Source organism: Paenibacillus sp. 2KB_22, assembly GCF_052115745.1.
In the GTDB taxonomy this organism is placed as follows: Bacteria; Bacillota; Bacilli; order Paenibacillales; family Paenibacillaceae; genus Paenibacillus.
Window position 1 is genome coordinate 2,165,478 of record NZ_JBFRHG010000001.1, and the last position, 24,058, is coordinate 2,189,535.

Below are 24,058 nucleotides of genomic sequence, written 5' to 3' on the forward strand. Positions count from 1 at the left end.
TATCGTTTCGCTCCTGTCGTTGGTTGTGTATCAGTCAGCGATCTTCGCTGCTTCGATTCCGTCATGTAAAATATCCAATACATATAAAACCTCTTCATCCTTGACCGGTTTATCACCGTGATGTCGAATGGCTTGAAACAGTTGATCATATAAGATGCCATAGTCTGTCGCTTCCGAAGGAACTTTCTCCGTATGTGATGTTCCCTCATGGTCCACATAACTAAGCGTACCCCAGTTATTTTCGGGTTCAGCATGAATGGATACCCTGGTTCGTCCATCTCCATTTTTCGTTTGATGCCCGCTGCTGTATTTAACAAAGCTCCCTCGATCCCCGTGTACAATGAATTTTGGATGCTCAATCTTCACAAGCAGGCTACACTTAATCGTAGCCTTCATTCGTCCATAACGAAAATCAATATCGATATAATCATCGGATTCACCCGGCGCGATCAAACTCCGAACATCATAACCAATTCGATCAGCTCTGCCATATATGGAGATTAATTGATCAATGGTATGCACGGCCAAGCCATGCAGCAATCCAAATCCGCTTCTGGCGTACTGTGGATGGAAATAATCATAATGGGACTGGATTTCAACAATATTCCCCAGTTTGCCGCTCTCGATCACTTTTTTCAATGTCAGGAAGTCCCCATCATATCTGCGATTTTGATTCGCCATGGCGATGAGATTTTTACGTTTGGCCAGTTCAAAGATATCTTTGGCTTCCGCAGAAGTAGAGGCAAAAGGTTTCTCGACCAGCACATGTTTGCCGTATTCTAATGCCAGCTTGGCGTATTCTACATGGCTATCCACATGGGTGGCAACAACAATCAATTCAATCTCATCGTCCTGTAATATGTCCTCGATATCGGTCGAAAAAGTAATCTCGGGATAGCGTGATTCACGCTCTGTATCGCCAACCCGATCTTCCTCCCGGCGGTATATCGTTTTCACTTTAATATTTTCTTTCTTGTCCAGATAAGGCAGATGATAATTCACCACTGCGTTCCCAAATCCGATGATCGCTATATTCAACACCATGATCGCTCACTCCTCTGCTCTGGTTGAGTGTAATGTTATCACGATCATGTCAGGCAGAAAATGCTTTGGGACGGGATTGGCAGCATCATGCGCAATTTGATTTCAGGTTGGAATGTGTATGAAATTCAATTTCATTCTCTGTTTTTTTCATGTATTAGACCTAACATATCTTCCATAGTTTACCGATATAACATAAGGAAATAACGACATACATACACGAACGAAGGGGACGATGAAAGCATGAAAACAGGGTATACATACGTACAACGCACCATCTGTACATTGCTGTTATTTACACTCATTGCAGCAGTGACATTCGGAGGCGGGGGCGCAGCGCAGGCAGCTTCACTTAGCCAATCTACTGTGTATTATGAGTCCGATGGAGTTTTGTACAAAGTATCCGCGGATGGCAGCAATACAACAGAAGTATTAATTGATTTCCAAGGTGTGGACTTGCTCGCGGCAGGTTCTTATCTCTACTACACCCAGACTGCTTCTTCCACAACGTTACTTCGGGTTCCGAATGACGGGTCCAGCGATGAAGCAGAGACATTTGCAACAGATGTGCTCAGCTATTATACGGATAACGGATTCATCTATTATCTGGATGCTACAGGCACGATTTATCGCGCTAATGGCAACAGTGATGCTTCAACTGTCACCAAGATTGCTGACAAGGCCGATACCGATTTTCCGTTTCTCGTGGTAGCCAAGGGGCGGGCTTACTATAATGCACTGGTTAATGGAAACACGTGGATCGTGTCCAAAACGTCCAATGGTTCTGGAGCTGTGCAGCGGATTGCCGCAGGCGCAGTGGAAGGTCGTTATTTTACGAATCAAGCCAAAAACGAACTGCAACTGATGGTTAACACAGACCCATACGAGCAGTACTACTCCACCAATGCCGTTGTCATGTATAAGGTGAATTACAACACAGGCAAAGCCACTGCGGTTAATCCAAAAGCGAAACTGGATGTGAACGCTGTATATTCCGGTGGTTGGGGAAACAATCTTTATGTGTATAACAAGGGTATCGATCTCGACAGCAATAAGGATTACAATTATGCCAAAGGCAAAGCGTTTGCGTTAACAACTTCAGCCAAAACACTTCAGCTTCATAACAAAAGCGTTCGGGAAGTAAGTGCCCTTGGTACAGACAAGGTTGTCCTTATTGATGCAGACAAAAAAGCTTATGCCAAAACGATCTCCGGCAACAAAGTAACCAAGTCCACCAACCTGAACCTGAACAATGTAACGTATGTTGCGAATCAACTGACCAACGGCACACCTACGGCTGCTTACATCTCGGGCAACAACGGTCTCTATTCGGTCAATACTGCTCTCAAGGTAACCAAACTTACCAATGACGAATGGGATGCATTCCATATCAGAGATGATGTTGCGGGCCTGTTCTATATCAATGCCAAAGATCAATATCGCTTGTATCACGTGCAAACGGGTGGAACAGGAAAAAAAGTACTGAGTGACGTTTTCCTCGACAATATTCTATTGGTAACACCGTACTAACATATCCTGTTGATTCAGGCATATAGCCCATTCAACGGACTTGTCCATAACAAAAAGGATTACCTGGTAGCCATAACGGCTCTTGGTAGTCCTTTTTTGGTTGTCGAAAACTATTTTTCAAAAACATCTTCCATATGAGAATGATAATTGTTATCATTAAGAAAATAAGACAAAAGGATGGTCCGTATGACTGAACAGTTTCCCTTCATTGCTGAAACCTCATCTCTACCACTCCTCTCCTCCATGTGCCGTGTGCGTCGTGGGGAGAATTTCCGTGTGCAAGGCAAGACGGTGTCACGGCCCATGCTCTGTCTTATTTTGCAAGGAGACGGTGTTCTGGTCCTGAATGATACAGTCTATACGGCGCAAGCGGGCAACTTGTTTGTACTGAAGCCAGGAACAACCATTGAGGCCGCTGCACGCTCGAATGTGACCGAATGTATATTGCTAAGCATGAATACGGTTTGTTTGCATCAAGTGCGCGGTGAATGGAAAATGACCTCATCACCCGCCTTCCCGCTAGATTGGCAGACAGGCAGGTTGCTGGTTCGTCATGAGCAGCAGGCTGTATTACGTTTGGAACAACTGTATGAAACCTATCGAGGTCTTCAACCGGATCACTTTATCAGCATACATAGCCAGCTGCATGAACTGCTGCAATTTCTCTCAGAGAACCGGCTGGAAGCCAATCATGAGAAAGTAGACCCTGCCTTGGAACGCAGTATTATGTATATGCGACGTTACATGAGTGAAGGAATCAGCATGGATCAGCTTGCCAAGATTGCTGGACTCACACCAAGCTCTTATTCACGCAGTTTCAAGAAGGCCAAAGGCATGTCACCGACCGATTACCTGAATCGTTTACGTATAGACGAAGCCAAGAAACAGCTGACAGAGGAATCCTGTGTCCTCAAAAACGTCGCGGTATCTGTCGGGTATGGCAATGAGTATTATTTTAGCCGCAAATTCAAACAAACCTTGGGGATTGCTCCCAGCGTATATATGAAAAGAGATCAACTTCGCGTAGCTACGGCATCCATTATGGGATTCCATGAGAACTTGGCCTCGCTTGGACTGCGCCCGGTAGCTGTGCTGGAAGGTCAAGGTCTGTTTGACCGAGAATCGGATGAATATGAACAAGAACGCCGATTAACCAGACAATTCGATCAACTTCGGCAGGCGAAGCCAGACTTGATCATCGGTGACTTTTACCACAAGCCCTATTATGATCGTCTGAAAAGTATTGCACCCACCATCATCTTGGAGTCCACGGATGACTGGAAAGAGAACCATCTTCGCATAGCCGAACTGGTCGGACGTGAGAAGCAAGCGTTGCTGAACTTCAAGGAACTTGAGTTTCGTAAGCTCGAAGCAAGCATGAAACTACCATCCTATTTCGGACAAAAACGGTTGGCGCTGATGAAGATTACGAATCAGTTCATCCGCTTACAGGGGACTGGCGAGCATCCATTAAATCACTTGTTGTATGCTGAGTTGGGACTCCTGCCTGCCCAGCTTGTATCTCCCGAAATCTCCCGGAATGATTATGCAGCAGATAGTATTCCCGTGCTGGACACAGATTATCTGTTGATCCACCGTGCTTCGCTTCAGCCTGCCAGTGAAAAGGTGTTCCGGCGCATGAAGCAAACGGCATCCTGGAATCGTTCCCCTGCCGTGTTGCATGGTAACGTTCACGATATCTCAGATTGGCAACGGTTATGCTGGACTCCGGCTGGCCAAATGCAGATACTGAATGAACTGCAACAGATCTCACAGCAGCCTGTAGCCTTTCCTCAAGCAGGTCTGATTGGACATTAAACGAAACTATCAGCTTGAAACGATGTGGAATTTTTTCTTTTCCATCGTGTTCCTTCATTAATATAAAGAGAGTATATAACAAACCAAAAGGCCCCTCCTGTGACGGAAAGGGCCTTTTGCATGTAATTATGAGTGTTCCTTGATCTCTTCTTTTGGAACAAGCTTGTATATCTCTTCATTTTCCATGGTATCGATTAACCGATCCAACCATTTGTAGTATGCTTCCGCTTGCAAAATCTTATGTTTGTCTTCCATCAGGATGTGGATCAGTTCAGCATCCGCCTCTTCATCCAGATCTTCGACTAACCGATTCATTTCTTCAATTGATTTTCGCAGAACCTGAAGATTACTCTCCACGGCCTTTTTCCATTTGATCGCAAAATAATCCGTAAACGTTTGATGCCAGTCATATTCCACTTCATATAGGTCTTTCCTGGAGCCCTTGCTCCACACTTTGTTCACCATCTTCAAATCCAGCAGTGTTCGTACACCTGTACTCATACTCGTTTTGCTCATTTCCATTTCCCGTCCCATATCGTCAAGGGTCATTGGTTTGTCTGCAAAAAATAGCAATCCATATAAGTGTCCCGTAGACAGCGTAACGCCGTAAAGATCCATATTACGTCCAATGGCTTCGATGACACGCTTACGAATCTTCAGCACGGATGCCTGCTGTTCCTCTTGTAAATGGTCCAAGCCCATGCTTGCAACCTCCATTCTGAACATTCCACAGTCTTGGCAAAATAATTGCAACACTTTAAAGTCCTGCTTACATGGGAAAGCATCCGGCCGGACATCCTATATGCCAGAGGGCTTTCTTTCACCCAATGTATGAAAATGGGAACTTTACCAGGCTACATTTGCCTATGACTATCTTTTAACCAAAAAATTCAGCTTCAATTCAGCTCATTTTCTATTGTAGGAAAAGCAATGTCAAATGTAAAGCTGCCTTATTAGCCAGAAAAAGGAGAACGACGGAGTATATGGACGAAAAACTTTGTACAGTTTTTACTGTACAAACATTATGTACTGTTTATTCAGTTGATATACTGGTTAAGTATTGTTAGTATTAAAAACGTTACCCAGAAAGACGGGAAGCGAAGCAACAATTACCGGATTTCGTGGCTGGGCGCATAAGTGTATGGGCTTATGGATGCTGAAAGCCGTTCGAAGTGCACAACACATCAGAAGGGGTGAAAACATGACCATACTTGAAGTGAAAAACGTAAGTAAATTGTTTGGACCCCAAACCGAGCAAGGTCTGCAATTACTGGAGCAAGGTTGGGGGAAAGAAAAGTTGGCCAAAGAAAAACAGATAACGGTTGGTGTCAACCGGGTCAACATGGATATTAAGGAAGGCGAAATCTTCGTTATTATGGGACTGTCCGGGAGTGGTAAATCCACACTGGTTCGGATGTTTAATCGTCTGATTGAACCAACATCCGGAGAAATTCTGGTCCATGGTAAGGATCTACGCAAGATGAACAAAGAACAATTGCGCGAAGTGCGTCGGAAAACGATCAGCATGGTCTTCCAGAAGTTTGCGTTATTCCCGCACCGTACCGTTCTTGATAATGTGGAGTATGGATTGGAAATACAGAAAGTAGATAAGGAAGTACGCCGCGAAAAAGCAAAAACCTCACTTGAACTGGTCGGCCTTAAAGGCTGGGAAGATAAAATGCCAGATGAACTCAGTGGCGGTATGCAGCAACGTGTCGGCTTGGCCCGTGCACTTGCCAATGACCCGGAAGTACTATTGATGGATGAAGCCTTCAGTGCACTTGATCCATTGATTCGCCGTGATATGCAGGATGAATTAATCGAGCTTCAGGATAAAATGAAAAAGACCATTATTTTCATTACCCATGACTTGGACGAAGCGCTGCGCATCGGCGATCGGATTGCACTCATGAAAGACGGCGCAGTTGTGCAGATTGGTACACCGGAAGAAATCATGATTCAACCGGCCAACTCATACGTGGCCCGCTTCGTCGAAGACGTGGATCTGTCCAAGGTCCTTACAGCCTCTCACGTAATGCGTCGCCCTGAAACCATTACGCTTGACCGTGGTCCTCGTGTTGCCCTCGAATTAATGCGCGAACGTGGTATTTCCAACCTGTTTGTCATTGACCGTTCGAAAAAACTGCTTGGTGTCATCACAGCTGAAGATGCTACCCGTGCGATGCGCGAAAATAAAGTATTGAACGACATTCTGATCACGGACGGGCCGACTGTTGCGCCTGAGACCCTGATTCATGAATTGTTCGAAATGGTAAGTTCAGCCCATGTGCCTCTCGCTGTTGTTGGTGAGACTGGCCGTCTGCAAGGTGTTATCGTCCGCGGTGCCCTGCTGGGTGCACTTAGCGGTGAAGTTGCAGTAAAGGAGGAACTTGTGAATGATTCCCAAAATACCACTAGCATCGTGGATTGAATCCATCGTTGACTGGATGAGCTCCTCGCTCTCCGGATTGTTTAATATCATCTCTGTTGTTATTCAGGCAGTGGTCGGATTCTTCTCCGGGCTGTTCATGTTGCCCCATCCGCTTCTGTTCATTGCGATACTGGGTGTTCTAGCGTTCCTTGTGGGTCGCCTCCCACTTACCCTATTCACGGTGATTGGATTCTTGCTCGTAGATAACCTCGGGTACTGGTCCCAATCTATGGACACACTCGGCTTGGTTATTACTTCAGGATTAATCTCGATTCTGATTGGGGTTCCAGTCGGAATCTGGCTGGCATATAGCAAAACTGCAGCACGCATTATTACACCGCTGCTTGACTTCATGCAGACAATGCCTGCATTTGTCTACTTGCTGCCTGCGGTTACATTCTTTAGCCTTGGTGTCGTTCCAGGTGTTATCGCATCCGTTATTTTTGCGATTCCACCAACGATTCGTCTGACTCATCTGGGTATCAGACAGGTATCTGGCGAATTGGTTGAAGCAGCTGATGCTTTCGGCTCGACTTCCATGCAAAAGTTATTTAAAGTACAGCTTCCTCTCGCTCTGCCTACCGTGATGTCAGGTATTAACCAGACGATCATGCTGTCACTATCCATGGTTGTTATTGCATCCATGATCGGTGCACAAGGTATTGGTGCGGAAGTCTATCGTGCGGTTACACAGCTGCAAATCGGTAAAGGTTTTGAAGCCGGTCTAGCCGTTGTTGTACTCGCGATTGTATTGGACCGTTTTACACAAAATCTGTTTATGCCAGGTCGCAAAAAGACCTCACGTATTACAGCAAAGCAAAAAGTATGGATCACGGCTGCGGCAACATTCCTTGTGCTTGTAGCTGGTTTCTCACAATACTTCGTTGGTGGTACAACTTCCGCTGGTGGCAACAATTCGGCAGCCAATGCTGTAGGTGAAGAAGTGAATTATCAGATTATTGGTATCGATCCAGGGGCTGGTATCATGAAGTCTGCTGCAAAAGCGATTGAAGACTATAAACTGACTGACTGGACTCTTATTGAAGGCTCTGGTGCAGCCATGACAGCCACGCTGGACAAAGCGCTCAAAAATGAAGAACCAATCATCATTACAGGTTGGACTCCGCACTGGATGTTCAACAAATATGATCTAAAATATTTGGAAGACCCTGAGAAATCTTTCGGTGATGCTGAAGAAATTCATACCATCGCTCGTAAAGGTCTGAAAGAAGATCACCCTGTTGCGTTTGAATTCCTGTCCCGTTTCCAATGGACATCGGATGAAATGGGTGAAATGATGACTGCCATTCAGGATGGCACATCCCCGGAAGAAGCAGCTAAAGCATATGCCGAGAAACATGCCGATCAGATTGCTGAGTGGACTAAAGGTCTGACTCCAGTGAACGGTGATGCATTCAAACTTAGCTATGTGGCTTGGGATTCCGAAATCGCAAGTACCAACTTGCTGAAATATGTGATGGAAAACGAACTTGGTTATAAAGTTAACGCTCTGCAAGTCGAAGCTGGACCGATGTGGACGGGTGTTGCCTCAGGCGACGTAGATGCCTCTCCAGCAGCTTGGCTGCCATTGACACACGCAGACTACTGGGAACGTTACAAAGACCAGGTAGACGATCTGGGTGCCAATATGACTGGTGTACGCACAGGCCTCGTGGTTCCTAAATATATGACTGATGTAAATTCGATTGCAGATCTGGAGACAGGTGCTACTTCCTCCGCTCCATCGGCAAGTGCCAATGTGGGTAAAGAGGTCAATCATCAAATTATCGGTATCGATCCGGGTGCCGGAATTATGAGATCTACAGCAAGTGCCATTGAGAAATACGGTTTGTCTGACTGGAAACTGGTTGAAGGTTCAGGAGCCGCAATGACAGCTACGCTGGATAAAGCAGTTAAAAATAAAGAACCGGTCATCGTTACTGGTTGGACACCACATTGGATGTTCAACGCATATGATCTGAAATATCTGGAGGATCCAGAAGGTGTCTACGGTGAAGCCGAACAGATTCATACCATTGCCCGTAAAGGGTTAAAGGAAGACAAACCTGTCGCTTATGAATTCCTTGATCGCTTCTCTTGGACAACTGAAGATATGGGTGAGATTATGATCGCTATTCAAAATGGAGAAGATGCTCAGCAAGCTGCTGCCGCTTATGCAGAAAAGCATAGTGACCAAGTGGCTGAGTGGACCAAAGGTCTAACTCCAGTGAATGGTGACCCCATCAAACTAAGTTATGTAGCCTGGGACTCCGAAATCGCAAGTACCAACTTGCTGGAGTATGTTCTGAAGGAAAAACTCGGTTACAACGTCACTTCTCTTCAAGTTGAAATCGGTCCAATGTGGACTGGCATCGCCAACGGTGATGTAGATGCTACACCAGCCGCATGGTTACCACTTACTTCATCAGATTATTACAACAAGTATAAGGATCAGATCGATGATCTGGGTCCAAATATGGACGGTGCCAAAACAGGTCTGGTTGTGCCAACCTATATGGACATCAACTCTATTGAAGATTTAAAAGATAATTAAACCAGTTTGAGATGGTTAAACCTGAATCTGGTAAAAAGACCACCGAAATTTTTCGGTGGTCTTTTTGAGTGTAACTTTTACTTGGGAATGTCTTCAAACCTAATGAAGACCTCAATGTACCTGAAGTACCGTTAAAGAGGATTTTCAGTTCAGTACAAGTGCTAACGAACCGGAGACGCCTTATTCAAGGATATCAAGTGATTCCAGAAATCTAAAGAACCTTAGACACCGCTATCAGACTAAAACAGTCGTTTGCAGTGTTTTTATTAGAGATTCCAGTAAATAACGTGCCTGATGTTCCTTACTTTGTAAAAAGAAGAGCTGAAGGCGAAATAAGGCGTCCTAAGTTCCTTAGAAAATCGGCTCCCTTTCCCCAGGGGATAAGGCTTGGGCTTCAAGACATTTTAAATGCTAATCTCCACACCTAAGTAACCTCGAATCTCAAGCATAAATCTAAACGTACTAATCGTTACCTTCTACATTAAAGGCTGTGAAACTGAATTATGTACTCAGGCTCTGCATTTTTTTCTTTCTTCTCTATTCCTACACTTTACCAATCAGTAACAGCAGTACACCAATGACAATCAGGACAACACCGAGAATACCATATACTACTCTTGCGCCCTGCCGTCCAATGGTCTTCACAAAGATCCCTGCTCGAAAGCTCTTCATAAACCAGTCCCAGTTGTTAATTCCTCCGAGCAAACTAAAAATTCCTGCTGCGATGGCAAATAGTGCGATTAAAACGGGTTGATCTTGCATTACGACAACACTCCTTCCATATAATCCTGTCTACTATACCTTCCTCTGGTAAAAATGAACAGGTATGAATTAGTAAAAAAACAGCTTGCAGATGGAAGCCTGCAAGCTGTTTTCATTAGCGTAAAGGAGTTTAGCGCTTAAGGTTAAAACTGGTTTTGGCTTCCTTTTCATAGGAAGATTGAATAGTCTTTATTTAACCTGCAACTCACTTGCCGACAATAGCAGGGTCACCACTTCAGCACGTGTTGCTTCAGCGAGAGGGTTAAATCTATTTTGCCCTGTTCCCTTCACCAGCCCTGCATCATATGCCGCAGCGATATACGGAACAGCCCATGCAGGTACTTTATCTGCGTCCGCGAAACTCAGTGTCGGATTGGACTGTACTGGAAGACCGAGTGCTCTAACCAGCATAACCGTCATCTCTACCCGTGATACTTTGCCCGATGAACGGAACGTATCATCCGTATACCCACTAATGATTCCTTGATCGACTGCCTGAGCAATAAAGGATTGCGCCCATGCAGGTATCCCAGCCGCATCCTTAAACGTCAATACCTTGTTGCTTGCTGGAAGTTCAAATGCTCTTCCCAACATAACAATGAATTCGGCGCGGGTGGCTGGTGCATTCGGACGGAAATTACCATCCTGATACCCGTTCACAATTCCCCGGGAAATGGCCTGCTCAATGGCAGCCGCAGCCCAGTGATTACCGATATCTTTCAGGTCCACAACCGGAGTCGTTGGATTAGTCCCTCCTCCATTGCCCGGAACGGTTGGTGTAGTTGGGTTCGTAGGATTGGTTGGTGTAGTCGGTGTGGTTGGAGTTACCGGCTGAGTAGGTGTTGTAGACCCTCCACCACTGTTACCACTGCCCGGATTACTGCCATTATTGCCACCACCATTACCAGGATTGCTTCCATTTCCGTCCCCAGGAAGTGGCTTGCCCTTAAGATCCGTACTGCGTCCTTCCGTCTTTTGATCAACTGTACCTACACGGTCCAGATGTTCATGGAAGATTTCATAATCGACCAGATTCAATTCGTAGAATCGATTATCATCTTTCGCCATTCTCATCGCACGATAGAAATCTCCACCGTTAGCCATGAATGAATTGGTAGCAACGATATAATACCCGTTCGGATCGATATCCGAGTACGTCCCATCTGCATTTTTAATCTGAACCTTGACCACACGTTGACCGATTTGGGTTACGGTGTTGGTCGTGGCATCAATTTTTTCGCCTGGTTTCGTGGAATCGTAGTAGAACCGCATGCCTGCCACTTGCGGGAAGCGCCCTTCTCCCGTTTCCACACCACTAACCCCATTTTCTAACGCGGCTGTGATTTCCTTACCTGTCATTTTCAACGCAGACAGATTATTCCCGAATGGCATCACAGTCAAGAGATTACCCAGCGTAATATCACCTGTCTGGAATGAAGCTCGAATGCCACCGCCGTTCTGGATCGCGACGTATCCTTTGACATCGTTCTCCTGCACAATGGATTTCACTTTCTCCAGCATACCGTCGGTCATCAGGTTTCCTAAATTGGTTTCCTGTTTCCGCACAGTACCACGTTCTCCATCCAGGAAGACATTCGTTTTACCGATAACCGTTTTCTTGAATTGTTCCAACAGTGGAGCATATTCTTTCAGCTTGTTTGCGGCTTCCACATCATCAGCATAGACGAATTGACCGTTAGCATCTTTCGCATCCAGACTCAGCAATTTGCCGTTCCACTTTTTCAATATACCTGCTTCATCAAACGTAACATCCAATTGACCAAGAGACACGTCATATTCACCAGTTTGTACAACCAAAGTTGGGTCCGCATGGGTATCCACCAATACAGGTGTGTTCAGAATGGTGTGTGAATGCCCACCTACCACAATGTCGATTCCTTCTACGGCCTCAGCCAATTTGAGATCTTCTGAGTAGCCTAAGTGAGTCAAAGCAATAATTTTATTGATACCTTCATTTTGCAGCATCTCTACAGTTGCTTGTGCACTTGCTTTATAATCTACAAACTTCAAGTCATCTCCCGGTGAAGAAAGAGATACTGTGTCCGGTGTCGTCAGTCCGAAAATACCAACTTGCTCACCATTCACTTCCGTAATAATCGCCGGATAGATACCGGCTTTCTCACCTGGATTACCGATGGTATCGTTGTACAAACCACTCAAACTCGCATCCTTTGAATAGTTAATATTGGCGCTCACAAATGGGAACTCTGCTTTTTCGATAAATGCTTTCAGTACGCTCGGACCTTTATCAAACTCATGATTGCCGAAGGTCATCGCATCGTATCCGATCATGTTCATGAACTCCAGATCAGCCAGACCGTTAAACAGATTGAAGTACAATGTGCCTGAGAATACGTCTCCTGCATCCAGCACCAACGTGTTACCATTGCGCGCTTCCTTGATTGCCGTTACTCGGCGCGGAATGTTATCCAAATGCGCATGGGTATCATTCGTGTGCAGTACGCGCAGGTTGAAGTCCCCTTCTTCCACTGGCTCTCCAATACTTAATTGTGCGAGTAGTGGATCATGGTCACTCACCCGTCCATCCGCTGTCTCAAAATCGGCATTCACATGCACCACTTCGATGGCTGCCGTTTCAGTCAGGTTTTTACTCACCAGAATATGATCCAGTGTCTGAGAATTACCATCATAGATATAGGAGTAGCGCTGATTTTCTGGCAGTTCGTTTACCAGATTGTCCAGTTCATTACCCTCAACAATGTTCAAGGTATTTGAGAATTGAAAGTCATTGAAGTCACCAAGAACAGCAACATTTACTTCAGGGTCTTTGTTCAGTAAATCTTTCACAAAGCCATTCACCAGCGCAGCTTGCTTCGCACGTTGAACTTCACTGCTTCGAGTCGCAGGTTGTATATTCCCAAAAGGCTTCAGGTCTCCGCCTTTGGAATTAAAATGGTTGGCAATTACCACTACACGTTCACCATTGAATTCGAATTCAGCGGCAAGCGGTTTGCGAGAGCTGGCAAATGCCTCATCCCCTGGTGCAATACGACCCGGATTATTGGAGAGACTGCCGTCTGCGCTTACCTGAATTGCTGTTGTCGCACTTCCTTTAATTCCTTCTTTCAAGGACACACGTGATTCATTATATAGGAACCCTAATCGAATGTTGGCACCTGGTGCTCCGCCATCCTTGTTATTTTCCGGAGCGATATCTGTGTATTTATACGTAGGACCACCCTTATTAGCAATCGCATCAATTAAAGTCTGGAAACTCGCATCCGCAGCAGTTGTTCCACTGTCGGTTGCTCCATCATTATCTTGCACTTCCATAATGCCGATAATATCTGGATTTTTCAGATTATTCACAACAATGCCGCCAATTTTAACAGCTCTAGCCGCATCCTTTTGACTGAAATTCTCTACATTGAACGTTGCAATCGTCAATTTGTCATCGGTAGGTTGAATATTTGTTATTGCTTGTTCAAGGGGATTCGGTGTGATTGCTGGAAGATTACCTTCAGGAACCACTTTAAAGTTCCCATTAGAGTAAGTCATAACCCCATTAACAGAGCCATCTAGCTTGTCTCCCGTTTTGACAGCTTGGGACGGTTTTTTATTGATAAACAGTCGTTGCGGATTAAGTGAACTCTCAAACGGCTCTGCACCATCCCCTGTCAGAATGACACCACCCGCAGGAGTGCGCAATGGATTGTTCGCACCATTATCAACAACAACAGCGAGACCCGGTTCACTGGAATACGGACCGATAATGGTAGCATTATCGAGTTGTACTCTCATTCCTTCTAGACTCTCATAAAAATCAATAGCATCCTTATCCGGATTAAACTCGCTGAATTGATCGGAATCAATTACAGTAGGAATCATTCGGCCGTTAGCACCCAAAACCACAGGTTCAGGCAGATCTTTATTACTATCTTCAACCGTAATCGCTGTAGCCACTATTTCTGTTGTCGCCAGTTCGGTCGTTGCTGTCGCATATTCCTTCACTTGACCGGATACGCTGACTTTGTTGCCTACAGCCATGCCATGAGTCGATTTATAAATAAGGATACCCTCAGATGTTTTTATGTCGTCATCTTCCATGCCAGGAATCTCCTGCATATAGAACGAACTTGCATTGACAACATGAGTCACGATACCTTCAACATTTTGCACAGCCAGACCATCATACAGGGAGTTATGAGATGCGCCTTGTATATCGTGAATTCTGAGATTGTTTAGTTCCCGAAGAACTTTGTAAGTAAAGCTATATACATCACTTGTATTTCCACCTGATACGGCGATCGCTTTAACAACCATATCTTCGTCTACTGTAATCGGACCACTATAAAGTGTAGATGTTTGGGTTGGTTCTGTTCCATCAACCGAATAATAAATTTCCGCTCCTGCTGTTGGTGAGGATAAGGTCACGGTTGATCCTTTGACAATACCACCCGACGGAACACTAGCTGTAACAGAAAGCAGATTTTCGACAACATCCGTTGCTGTACGCGGGATTAGTTCCAAACCATAGCTTGTGTGATAAGTCATCACACCTGTCACTTTTTCGTAGGTTTTGCCTGTTGCTAGTGCAGTGGGGCTATTTTTGGCATAGATCGTGATCTCACCACCATCGACATCTGTCGCAAAAAAGGTGGAACTACTACTTCTTGTCACTGTAACCGCATTAACTTCGACAAGCATTCCTTCATAGATGCCGCCTGCACCCTTACCTCCGCCTTCAGCAGGTGTAAAATCCTTGGAAGTCAATACAAGCGGTTCAGGAATTTCTTGTGCTTTGTCTAAAATCTTGATATATCCGCCTGGAAATCCTGCTTTATCCTTCTCGATCTGGAGCAGACCGTTATAAATGGTGAGCGGACCATATGCTTCTATCCGGTCACCGGGCTCCACGGTTGAATCCGTGCCCCGAATGACGATACCGGCATTCTCATCCTGAATGTATAGATTCGCCATCCCTCCGGATTCCTCTCGGTAGGTGACAATCCCCTGAACGGTAACCGAAGCGTTTTCCGGTTTGTTTCTGGCATCAGAGATTGAGATTGGTGTATTGTCCACGATGGTGTAATTAAATAAAGCAATTGCACTATCCAACAAGCCTTCTTTATGTGCATAAGCTTCAATGTGTATGGCATCATTTACCGTGATGGGAACTGTGTAAGGAAGAAACGCATTTTCATCATTTAACTTGTAATATACGGCAGCACCGACTGTAGTTGTTCCTAAAGTCACCTGTGTTCCTGCCGGAACTTCCCCTGGAGATGGGTTAGCTGTAACATTGGCTACTTCCGTTTCCGGTGTGTCATCCATGAGTTGAAAAGTTGTTGATGCAACGGAGCGAATACCTTTAGAAGTGAAATATTGAGATAACGTACCGTTGTTAATACGCACTTTGGATTGATACAAGGAGGGATTGCTTAGTAGTCCGAACGTGCTGCGAGGAGCAGATGTGGGTACTTGAACAGGCATCATTTTGCTAATATCTTTTTCGGTTGGACTATCTGCAATAGCAAAATTGGTGTCTACAGTAAAGGGTGGATTCGAATTTATACTTGGACCGTTGCTGTAGGTCCCTACAACATAACCTTCAACTGTAGCGGTTGAATCATCCGAACCAAGAGCGAGCGCCTGTGTAACCGTTAATGGCTCATCAGCTGCGGCAGCTTTGCTGTTGAATAAGCCAGCAGGTATAGCTCCGGTAATCAACAGCACCACAGCTAAGAACAATCGAAGCCAACTCTTTATTTGCTTACTTTGCATCTTTTTCCTACCCCCATGTTTTGAATTTTCAATCATTTGTTCAGATAGCTTGTACATTAGTTCAAATATAAGATAACTGAATAACAGACTTGTGTAAACAATATTTCTTTAAAATGAAAGAAAATAGAACACATACATAACAAAAATAAATCATTTTTCTATTATTAAAAGCGAAATAGGACTAATTTTAGACCAAAATTATGTATTTTTGATCTTTTCGAGTTATATCCATGTGCACATTAAACTATTTACGTTAGGTAAAATGACATTCATAATATAAATCGTTTAGTATTTCGACATTTATTTACAGCATCTTTCTATCCCTTCTCACAAAAATCAGACTTACGTCTTATATAATTTCAAGACACAGACATAAGAATACGACGATCAGGATTGATCGCCGCATCTTTATTTGGAGATTAACCTACAGTTATTTCTTCACCGTACTGTTATATTGCGCAATCTTGTCTGTAATTTGTTTAGCTGCTGCATCCAATGCTTCTTGTGGTGTACCTTGTCCATTCAGGACGGTTTCAATCGCTCCTTCGACAACTTGTCGAGCTTCCGGGAATACGCCCATCAAAGCCCCGGATGTTGCTGTCGAATCTGCTGAAGCGTGTAATTGGTCGACGGCCGTCTGGAATTGCGGGTACTTCGCCATATTATCCTTTAATACTTGCTCATTGTAGGCTGCTGTCGTAATAGGGAAGTATCCTGTCGCCACACTCCAATTCGCTTGCACCTCTGGTGTAGCCAAGTATTTGATGAATTCCCATGCCGCTTGTTGTTGTGCTTCCGATTTGTTGTTCATGATGTACAAGCTTGCTCCACCCACCACAACGCCGCCTTCTTTGGCATCAGCCGGACGAGGAAGGAAGCCTGTTCCCAGTTCAAACTTGCCACCTGAACCTTCTACGATTTTACGCAGGCCAGCCGTGGAATCCAGGGTCATACCGATCTGCTGAGCGGTAAATGCTGCTGTTGTATCGTCTGTGCTACGTCCCAGATTAGAGAGGGTTTTCTCGTCGATCATCTTTTTCCACCACGTTAACGTCTTCACTCCTGCTTCGGAATTCAGCAGAGACTCTGTAGCTGCTTCGGTTCTTCCGTTACCATTGTTTACATAATCTGCATTCTGGTTTGCAAAGAATTGTTCCATAAACCAGCCGTAGATCGCCATGGACGCACCTGGCTTACCGTCTTTCGCCAATGCTTTTGCTGCTTGCTCAAACTCTTCATACGTCTTCGGCGGGTTCTCCGGGTCCAGACCTGCTGCTTTGAACATATCCTTGTTGTAGTAAAGGATTGGATTGGATGTGTTAAACGGCATGGCGTTCAATTTGCCATCGATGGTGTAATATCGGATGATGTTCGGTTCCAATTGGGACAGGTCGAACTGATCCTTGTCGATGAACTGTTGTACTGGCGTAATCATGCCCGAATCAATCATGAACTTGCTGCCGATCTCATAGACCTGGATAATGTCAGGACCGCTGTCTGAGCCCATGGATGCTTTGAGTTTGTTCAGACTCTCATCGTACTTCCCTTGATAGATGGGCTTCACCTGAATATCCGGATGGCTGGCGTTAAAGTCGGAAGCTAGCTGATTAATGGCTTTCTCCCCTGCGCCAGACATGGAGTGCCACCACGTCAGTTGTGTTGTTTCGGCGGCAGCCGCGTCTGCTTGAGCTCCACTCGCCGGGCTGCTTGTTTCAGCTTTTGTTCCGCAAGCGGAGATGACCAACATGAGTGCTGCCAGCATTAATGCAAATGTTCCTCTTTTTTTCAACCGAAATCGCTCTCCTTTTATATGGCTCGCGTAACAATAAGTGCATAGGTGCTGCAAGATGGCCGTTCCGGATATGAATCGTTCTTTTGATCGCTGTTATCCCCGGATTTTTTTCAATCCCCCTCTCAAAGGGGAAAATCCGGTGATAAAGGCGAACGCTTCGCTTCTTCAGAATCGATTCTTCTCCTTCACTACTTTTGCAGCTCTTCAAGAGACTTATTGAAAATGCGAGCTTCATTTTATTCGCTCCGGGTATCCAAACCGTAGACCTTGTGCGAAGATACAAGGTTTAAATCAAAATCTTTAATACAGAACCTTTAGTTTAAAAACTTAAGATCAAAACCTTCAGATATTCCATTCACTTGAATACTTGTGAAATACTCCCCCCTTTTACCCCTTCAGCGCGCCTGCAGCCATTCCGCGGACAAGCTGTTTCAACCCGAAAATCAATAACAGTAAGGATGGTAGAATCACCATTGCGGTTCCGGCAAATACCAGATTCCACGCGGTGGATTCCTGGAACTCCAGCATGGAGATCCCGATCTGTGCGGTTCTCATCTCCGGTGTATTTGTCACCAGCAGCGGCCAGAGATACGAATTGTACATGCTTAAGAATGAATAGATTGCCAGTGTACCAAGTGCTGGACGGGACAATGGCAGGACATGCGATATGAAATAGCGAATATGACCACAACCGTCGATCCTCGCTGCTTCGAACAACTCCTTGGGCAGCTGCATGAAGAACTGTCTGAGCAGGAATGTACCAAACGCTGTTGCCAGAAATGGCACCGTAAGCCCCTGGTAACTATCCAGCCAGCCCCAGCTGCGAACCGTAAGGTAATTCGGGATCATCGTCACTTCCCATGGAATCATCATCGTTGCGACAAACATGCTGAAAATGACGTTTTTGCCTTTGAACTGCATTTTCGCAAAAGCATAGGCCGCCATACTCGCTGTAATCAATTGACCAATTGTTGTCAGTCCTGCGACAAGGAAGGTATTACCGATAAATCGACCGATCGGAACAATATCGAATACTTCGCTAAAGTTGGACAGATCGATGGAATTTGGAATGATATGCGGCGGATAAGCGCTCGCATCTTCCGGCGTCATGACAGCCATGAAAAAGGTGTACATCACCGGATACAGCACAAGCGCCGCACAGATCGTCAGTAATCCATACAACAGCGTTTTGGTCCATGTTGCACTCATTGGTAATGCACTTTCCTTTCTACCCATTTGAACTGGATCAGGGTCAGCAGCATAATCACCACGAACAGAATCAGTGCCTGTGCACTACCTGTACCAAAGCGGAAATTAACGAAGGCTTCCTGATAGATGGAATAGACAAACACATTCGTACTATCCATCGGTCCACCCCGGGTTAGAATGTTGATCTGACCGAACGATTGAAAAGCACCAATGATCGATACGACCGTAACAAAAAATAACGTTGGTGACAGTAGCGGCATTGAGATTTTACGAAACGTAAGCAATGCTCCTGCGCCATCAATCTTGGCACTCTCGTAGATCTCATCCGGTATGCCTGCCAAACCACTATATAGAATAATGTAGTTAAATCCGAGGTTCATCCAGATGGTCATGATGGAGATCGAGATCAATGCCCAATCCGGGCTGGTGAGCCAGGGAATTGGATCGATGCCTACTTTGCCAAGCAGATAATTCAGCATGCCCAGGGTCGGATGGAATAGAAACTTCCAGATGACCGCTGACGATCCGACCGATAATACCACGGGCAGAGAGAACACAAATTGAAATACACGCATTCCCTTGAAACGGTTGTGAGTCAATGCAGCCAGAATCAGAGCAGCCAGCATACCCGTAGGTACTGTAAACAGGACAAATAGTAACGTCACTTTCATGCCTTGCATAAACAGTCCCGATTGGAACACCGCCTTGAAATTATCCAGCCCCACATAAGCCGCAATCTGCCCCGTCGGATCTGTGGAATGCAGACTGAGGTACACGGACTTAAACATCGGGTAAAACAAAAACACTGCAAACAAAAGCAGCGATGGTGCCAGGAAACCATAGGCCAGCAGATTCTCCCGCATTCGCTGCACACGCAGCGAGGTTGCCCGGCGCTCACTCGTACCTGATACACGCCGTTTGGCCGCGGGCAAGCTGATCCGGTTATCAAGCTCACTCATCGGATTTTCTTCCCCCTTGTTTCACGCATTCAGTGTGTGTGAAATGTTACATCCACTTCAGCACCACGTTATCTAGTGTAAGAGTCGAATGTCACAGCAAAATTCATTCTTAATCAACGTAACGTTAATCATGGACAAGGGACTTTACGCAAATGTGCATCCATTCGAAAGCGGTATCCAGACCGGATTTCACGACAAAAAAACCGCAAGAACTCTCCTTTTTGGAGATATCCTTGCGGTTCGATGTGTAAATGGAATATGAACGTATACCTATTAAAGAACGCGACTCATTTTACAATAATCTGTAAATCTTCCAAACGGGGTGAAGCGTTGAACCGTTCGAGTTAACGATTAAGATGATATGGCACCGTGGTGACAATCACGTCTTTGTAATTGATCAGATAAGCCCGGATCATGAAGCTGGTCTGGTTATGCAGTACATTTTGCCACCAGTGCTTGGTGATGAATTGCGGAATCAATACGGTGATGTGATCAGTCTCGGCCGTTTTCCATTCTACGGTATCAATGAATTTCTTCAGCGGCCCCATAATGCTGCGGTATCTCGATTTGATCACGACCAGACGAACACCTGGATTCCACTCTTCCCACTTCTGCTCCATCTTGCGTATGGCCTCATCATCGAATCCAATATACAGCGCGACCACGTGATCCGACATCGTCTGCGCATAACTGATCGTATTCATGACGACCCGGGTAATGCCTGCGACAGGAATGATAATGGTATTGCCTTTGTGGGCTGGTTTTTCCACCTGAATGTCAATTCGCAGCTCATCAGCAATGTTGCAATAGTGACGGTGAATGCGCATGAACACATAGACAACGACCGGCAAAAAGATAAAGATGACCCATGTCTGCGTGAACTTGGTGAAAATAAAGATCAGGGTAATCGATAGTGTAGTCAGCATACCGACCGTATTAACGAGCAGTTTCATCTGCCAACCGGACGGCTTGACTTTGATCCAACGAATCATCATACCCAGCTGCGACAGGGTAAATGGAATGAACACCCCTACCGCATAGAGCGGAATCAGGCTTTCCGTATTTCCTTTGAACCCGACCACCAGCAGCGCAGACATCACACTAAGAAAAATGATCCCGTTCGAGAAACCAAGGCGGTCTCCTCTGACCATAAATGCATGCGGCATGTATTTGTCCTTCGCCATCATGAAGGATAGTAGCGGAAAAGCCGAATATGCTGTGTTGGCAGCCAGGAACAGGATCAATGCTGTTACACCCTGAATGATGAAATACATCGTGCCCCTGCCAAACGTAGCTTCAGCAATCTGGGAAATGACCGTTGCTTTGGGATCAGGCTTCACTCCGTACCCATAAGCCAGTAAGGTGATGCCGATGAACATGGCTCCTAATATACAACCCATAAGCAGTAATGTACCCGCGGCATTTTTCTCGGCAGGCTGCTTGAAGTTCGGGATCGCGTTACTTACCGCTTCCACGCCAGTCAAGGCCGAACATCCGGAGCTGAATGCTTTCAATAACAGAAACATACTCACATGGGATAGACTTGTTCCGAATTCTGGTGCAGCTGCTTCCATCCCCCCGGCAAGAAATTTGATTCCGCCCGAGATAATCAGAATTGCAATCGAAAAGATAAACAGATATATGGGGATCGCCAGCACAGACGCCGACTCCGTCACTCCCCGCAGATTCATAATAGTTAGAAAAACAATCATAATGAGTGCAATCACAACACTGTAGTCATGCAGCATAGGAAAAGCCGATGTAATCGCATCCGTGCCTGCGGACGAACTTACCGCAACGGTCAAAATATAATCGACCAGCAGAGATCCTCCGGCGATTAGGCTGGATGTTGTACCCAGGTTATCCTTGGCTACGATATAAGCGCCGCCCCCTGTTGGATAAGCAAATATCGTCTGGCGATAGGAAAAAATTAAAATGACGAGTAATCCCAACACGGCGATGGAAATCGGAACAGAATACCACAGGGCGGCGAATCCGGCCGCAACGAGCACCAGCAAAATCTGTTCCGTACCGTAGGCAACGGACGATAGGGCATCAGAGGACAGGATGGCGAGTGCCTTCCATTTCCCCAATTTTTCTCCATCCAGTTCAGCCGATTTCATTGGCTTGCCTATTAAGATTCTCTTCATTTTGCCAAGCATGATCATAACTTCCTTCCGTCTCTCATCTGTGAAGCATTGTTATTATGCAAAATCGCAGAGCCGTTGACAATACGTCATTTCACCCGAATTTCGCCAGCGCGTGATAATGCATTCTACGATTCAATAATCGATAACAAAGCCATTCTTGTTCAGCAATTTGAACTTTTTTGAACCAAAACGACGTTTGCTCGTCAAAAAAAAGGAAATGGCCTTCGGTTCAATGAACCAAAGACCACTTCCTTGATCTATGCGTTGACTATTTTAACTGCCGAGAATACCAGGACGAGGGGTGACACCAAACGCTTGCGCCAGGGTAGTCAGCTGCTCATCTGTAATTCTCTGCCGGATCTCGTGACCAGCAACCAGCATATATACCTGGGCTGCCTTCTCAATAGTCTCAATCAGACCAAAAGCCTCGTCAATCGTTGTACCCGTTCCAAAGATGCCATGTTGCGGCCAGATGACCGCGTGGTATTCTTTCATTTTCTCAGCCGTTTCGCGGCCAATCTCGTTCGATCCAGGAATCATCCATGGAATAATGCCAATGCCATCCGGGAATACAACTACACACTCCGTGCACATCTGCCAGAGGGTCTTTGTGAATTTCGCCTCATCCAATTCGTGGATAAACGTCATGGCCAATACATGAGTGGCATGGTTGTGCATGACAACCCGATGGTTCGGGTCCAATTTCAGACGTTCAATATGGCTCATGAAATGTGTAGGTAATTCACTGGTTGGATTCGCGCCCGACTTCAATCCCCAGAGCAATTCCAGCTCCTGCCCATCTTGCGATACACGCAGCAACCCCAGATTGCTCTCGGGATCAGCGAGTACATTTTTGAAATATTTGCCCGATGCGGTCACGATAAAATACTTGCCTGCCAGCTCCTGCACCGAGAATGCCGGTTTGATCTTGCGGATCACATGATGGATATCGATATATTGGGCTACTTCCTCTTCCTCCAGCAGATAGCTGACATTACCACCATTGCGCTCATCCCAGCCATTTTTCCACATATGCTGTGTAATCTCGGCCATCTCTCGAACAAATGGAATATCGAAACCTGCAGCCTGTGTTGTGTCATTCGTAAGGGTCACGTTCATGATCAATCTCTCCTTATATTAAAAATCATAAGCTTGCCACGTACATAGTAAGTTCCTTTTTTCACATTTATTATACCTTTGTTTATCTTTGATAGTCAATAATAAACACAGAAATATTCTTTTATTTATTTTTGTTTAGTTTTGTTTATTTGAAAATAAAACAAAAAAATACCCCACCGGCGCCCGGCGGGGTCAGTCACACATCTATTTAACACGAGAAGGGGTTTACAAGAATTATCATACCTCCGCTACCTTAATAGAAGCTGAAAGCGAAATAAAAAAAGCATGAAAAGCAAGCTGAGCCAGTATGGACCGCGTACCTCTTTAGATCGAATTCACGTTAAGCGTGATACGCTGAGGCTTGTCCATACTGGAAAGAGATTTAAGAACTTTGGAGCATATACGAAGGATGCATCTTTCCTGTCGGTTCATAGCGTTCATCACCTGTGTACTCGAATCCCAGCTTGATCAAGATGTGACGTGACACGTCATTATCCGGATGATGCCCGGCAAACAGTGCCTTCACGTTCATTTCGTCAAAGGCATAATCAATTACCGCCCGCGCTGCTTCCTGGGCATACCCTTTGCCCCAGTGATCCCGGGTTAGATGAAATCCCAGTTCATAGATATCCTCTTCTGGAGAATACGGACGCAGGCCACAGCAACCGACAAACACCTCCGATTCTTTCTCAAAGAGCGGCCAATATTGCACCCCCGCTTCCTTCTGCCTTTGAATCTCCTGTGTTAATCGCGCCTCCACTTCTTCCTCGCTCAGTAATCCATTGCTGCTAATCCATTTGGCAACCTCATGATCACCCCACAACGCAAATGCCAACGCACGATCTCCTACATTCCACGTCGCACATACCAGTCGTTCCGTTTCAAATAAGATTGTTCTGTTCATCATCCACTAACCTCCTGTATGCC

The 24,058-nt window shown here is 45.5% G+C and carries 14 protein-coding genes; 4 read left to right on the plus strand and 10 right to left on the minus strand.

Annotated elements, in window-relative coordinates:
• Positions 1-30 precede the first annotated feature (30 nt).
• Positions 31-1,044, minus strand: coding sequence for a Gfo/Idh/MocA family oxidoreductase (locus tag AB4111_RS09640; protein WP_442031340.1), 1,014 nt, complete (start codon positions 1,042-1,044; stop codon positions 31-33).
• 240 nt (positions 1,045-1,284) lie between these two features.
• Here AB4111_RS09640 and AB4111_RS09645 point away from each other — a divergent pair, with 240 nt between their 5' ends.
• Both AB4111_RS09645 and AB4111_RS09650 read left to right on the plus strand, forming a co-directional pair.
• A complete protein-coding gene (locus AB4111_RS09645; protein ID WP_442031341.1) occupies positions 1,285-2,571 on the plus strand; it encodes a DUF5050 domain-containing protein in 1,287 nt (428 codons plus the stop codon).
• 186 nt (positions 2,572-2,757) lie between these two features.
• Positions 2,758-4,389 (plus strand): helix-turn-helix domain-containing protein, encoded by a 1,632-nt coding sequence (locus AB4111_RS09650; RefSeq protein WP_442031342.1) that lies wholly within the window; start codon positions 2,758-2,760, stop codon positions 4,387-4,389.
• 126 nt (positions 4,390-4,515) lie between these two features.
• Here the strand turns inward: AB4111_RS09650 and AB4111_RS09655 are convergent, their stop codons facing one another.
• Positions 4,516-5,091 carry a GbsR/MarR family transcriptional regulator gene (locus tag AB4111_RS09655; protein WP_442031343.1) on the minus strand — a complete coding sequence of 192 codons (576 nt, stop codon included), beginning with the start codon at positions 5,089-5,091 and terminating at the stop codon, positions 4,516-4,518.
• A gap of 499 nt (positions 5,092-5,590) precedes the next feature.
• Between AB4111_RS09655 and AB4111_RS09660 the strand changes: the two genes are divergently transcribed.
• Both AB4111_RS09660 and AB4111_RS09665 read left to right on the plus strand, forming a co-directional pair.
• Positions 5,591-6,820, plus strand: a complete 1,230-nt coding sequence (locus AB4111_RS09660) for a quaternary amine ABC transporter ATP-binding protein (RefSeq protein ID WP_253431748.1) — start codon at positions 5,591-5,593, stop codon at positions 6,818-6,820.
• A complete protein-coding gene (locus tag AB4111_RS09665; RefSeq protein ID WP_442031344.1) occupies positions 6,786-9,374 on the plus strand; it encodes a glycine betaine ABC transporter substrate-binding protein in 2,589 nt (862 codons plus the stop codon). Before AB4111_RS09660 ends, AB4111_RS09665 begins: the two co-directional genes overlap by 35 nt.
• Before the next feature lie 543 nt (positions 9,375-9,917).
• Here AB4111_RS09665 and AB4111_RS09670 read toward each other — a convergent pair.
• The 8 genes from AB4111_RS09670 to AB4111_RS09705 form a co-directional block, all read right to left on the minus strand.
• Entirely contained in the window at positions 9,918-10,136 is a 219-nt protein-coding gene (locus AB4111_RS09670; protein WP_253431741.1) for an immunity 17 family protein, read from the minus strand.
• A gap of 189 nt (positions 10,137-10,325) precedes the next feature.
• The gene (locus AB4111_RS09675; protein WP_442031345.1) at positions 10,326-15,902 is read right to left on the minus strand and encodes an S-layer homology domain-containing protein; all 5,577 of its coding nucleotides are present in this window, start codon (positions 15,900-15,902) and stop codon (positions 10,326-10,328) included.
• 430 nt (positions 15,903-16,332) lie between these two features.
• Positions 16,333-17,664, minus strand: a complete 1,332-nt coding sequence (locus AB4111_RS09680; RefSeq protein ID WP_442031616.1) for an ABC transporter substrate-binding protein — start codon at positions 17,662-17,664, stop codon at positions 16,333-16,335.
• 417 nt (positions 17,665-18,081) lie between these two features.
• On the minus strand, positions 18,082-18,903 hold the full coding sequence (locus tag AB4111_RS09685) for a carbohydrate ABC transporter permease (protein ID WP_091015359.1): 822 nt from the start codon (positions 18,901-18,903) through the stop codon (positions 18,082-18,084).
• Entirely contained in the window at positions 18,900-19,862 is a 963-nt protein-coding gene (locus AB4111_RS09690) for a carbohydrate ABC transporter permease (RefSeq protein WP_442031346.1), read from the minus strand. Before AB4111_RS09690 ends, AB4111_RS09685 begins: the two co-directional genes overlap by 4 nt.
• Positions 19,863-20,206: 344 nt before the next feature.
• A complete protein-coding gene (locus AB4111_RS09695) occupies positions 20,207-22,024 on the minus strand; it encodes an APC family permease (RefSeq protein WP_253431733.1) in 1,818 nt (605 codons plus the stop codon).
• Between the two features lie 261 nt (positions 22,025-22,285).
• Positions 22,286-23,131, minus strand: coding sequence for a rhamnulose-1-phosphate aldolase (gene rhaD / locus AB4111_RS09700; RefSeq protein WP_442031347.1), 846 nt, complete (start codon positions 23,129-23,131; stop codon positions 22,286-22,288).
• A 382-nt stretch (positions 23,132-23,513) separates the two neighbouring features.
• Positions 23,514-24,038 (minus strand): GNAT family N-acetyltransferase, encoded by a 525-nt coding sequence (locus AB4111_RS09705; protein ID WP_442031348.1) that lies wholly within the window; start codon positions 24,036-24,038, stop codon positions 23,514-23,516.
• Positions 24,039-24,058: the final 20 nt, after the last annotated feature.

Coding starts and splice junctions, on each gene's coding strand:
- AB4111_RS09640 (WP_442031340.1), bottom strand. CDS start 1,044: ATGGTGTTGAATATAGCGATCATCGGATTTGGGAACGCAGTGGTGAAT.
- AB4111_RS09645 (WP_442031341.1), top strand. CDS start 1,285: ATGAAAACAGGGTATACATACGTACAACGCACCATCTGTACATTGCTG.
- AB4111_RS09650 (WP_442031342.1), top strand. CDS start 2,758: ATGACTGAACAGTTTCCCTTCATTGCTGAAACCTCATCTCTACCACTC.
- AB4111_RS09655 (WP_442031343.1), bottom strand. CDS start 5,091: ATGGGCTTGGACCATTTACAAGAGGAACAGCAGGCATCCGTGCTGAAG.
- AB4111_RS09660 (WP_253431748.1), top strand. CDS start 5,591: ATGACCATACTTGAAGTGAAAAACGTAAGTAAATTGTTTGGACCCCAA.
- AB4111_RS09665 (WP_442031344.1), top strand. CDS start 6,786: ATGATTCCCAAAATACCACTAGCATCGTGGATTGAATCCATCGTTGAC.
- AB4111_RS09670 (WP_253431741.1), bottom strand. CDS start 10,136: ATGCAAGATCAACCCGTTTTAATCGCACTATTTGCCATCGCAGCAGGA.
- AB4111_RS09675 (WP_442031345.1), bottom strand. CDS start 15,902: ATGCAAAGTAAGCAAATAAAGAGTTGGCTTCGATTGTTCTTAGCTGTG.
- AB4111_RS09680 (WP_442031616.1), bottom strand. CDS start 17,664: ATGCTGGCAGCACTCATGTTGGTCATCTCCGCTTGCGGAACAAAAGCT.
- AB4111_RS09685 (WP_091015359.1), bottom strand. CDS start 18,903: ATGAGTGCAACATGGACCAAAACGCTGTTGTATGGATTACTGACGATC.
- AB4111_RS09690 (WP_442031346.1), bottom strand. CDS start 19,862: ATGAGTGAGCTTGATAACCGGATCAGCTTGCCCGCGGCCAAACGGCGT.
- AB4111_RS09695 (WP_253431733.1), bottom strand. CDS start 22,024: ATGCTTGGCAAAATGAAGAGAATCTTAATAGGCAAGCCAATGAAATCG.
- rhaD (WP_442031347.1), bottom strand. CDS start 23,131: ATGAACGTGACCCTTACGAATGACACAACACAGGCTGCAGGTTTCGAT.
- AB4111_RS09705 (WP_442031348.1), bottom strand. CDS start 24,038: ATGATGAACAGAACAATCTTATTTGAAACGGAACGACTGGTATGTGCG.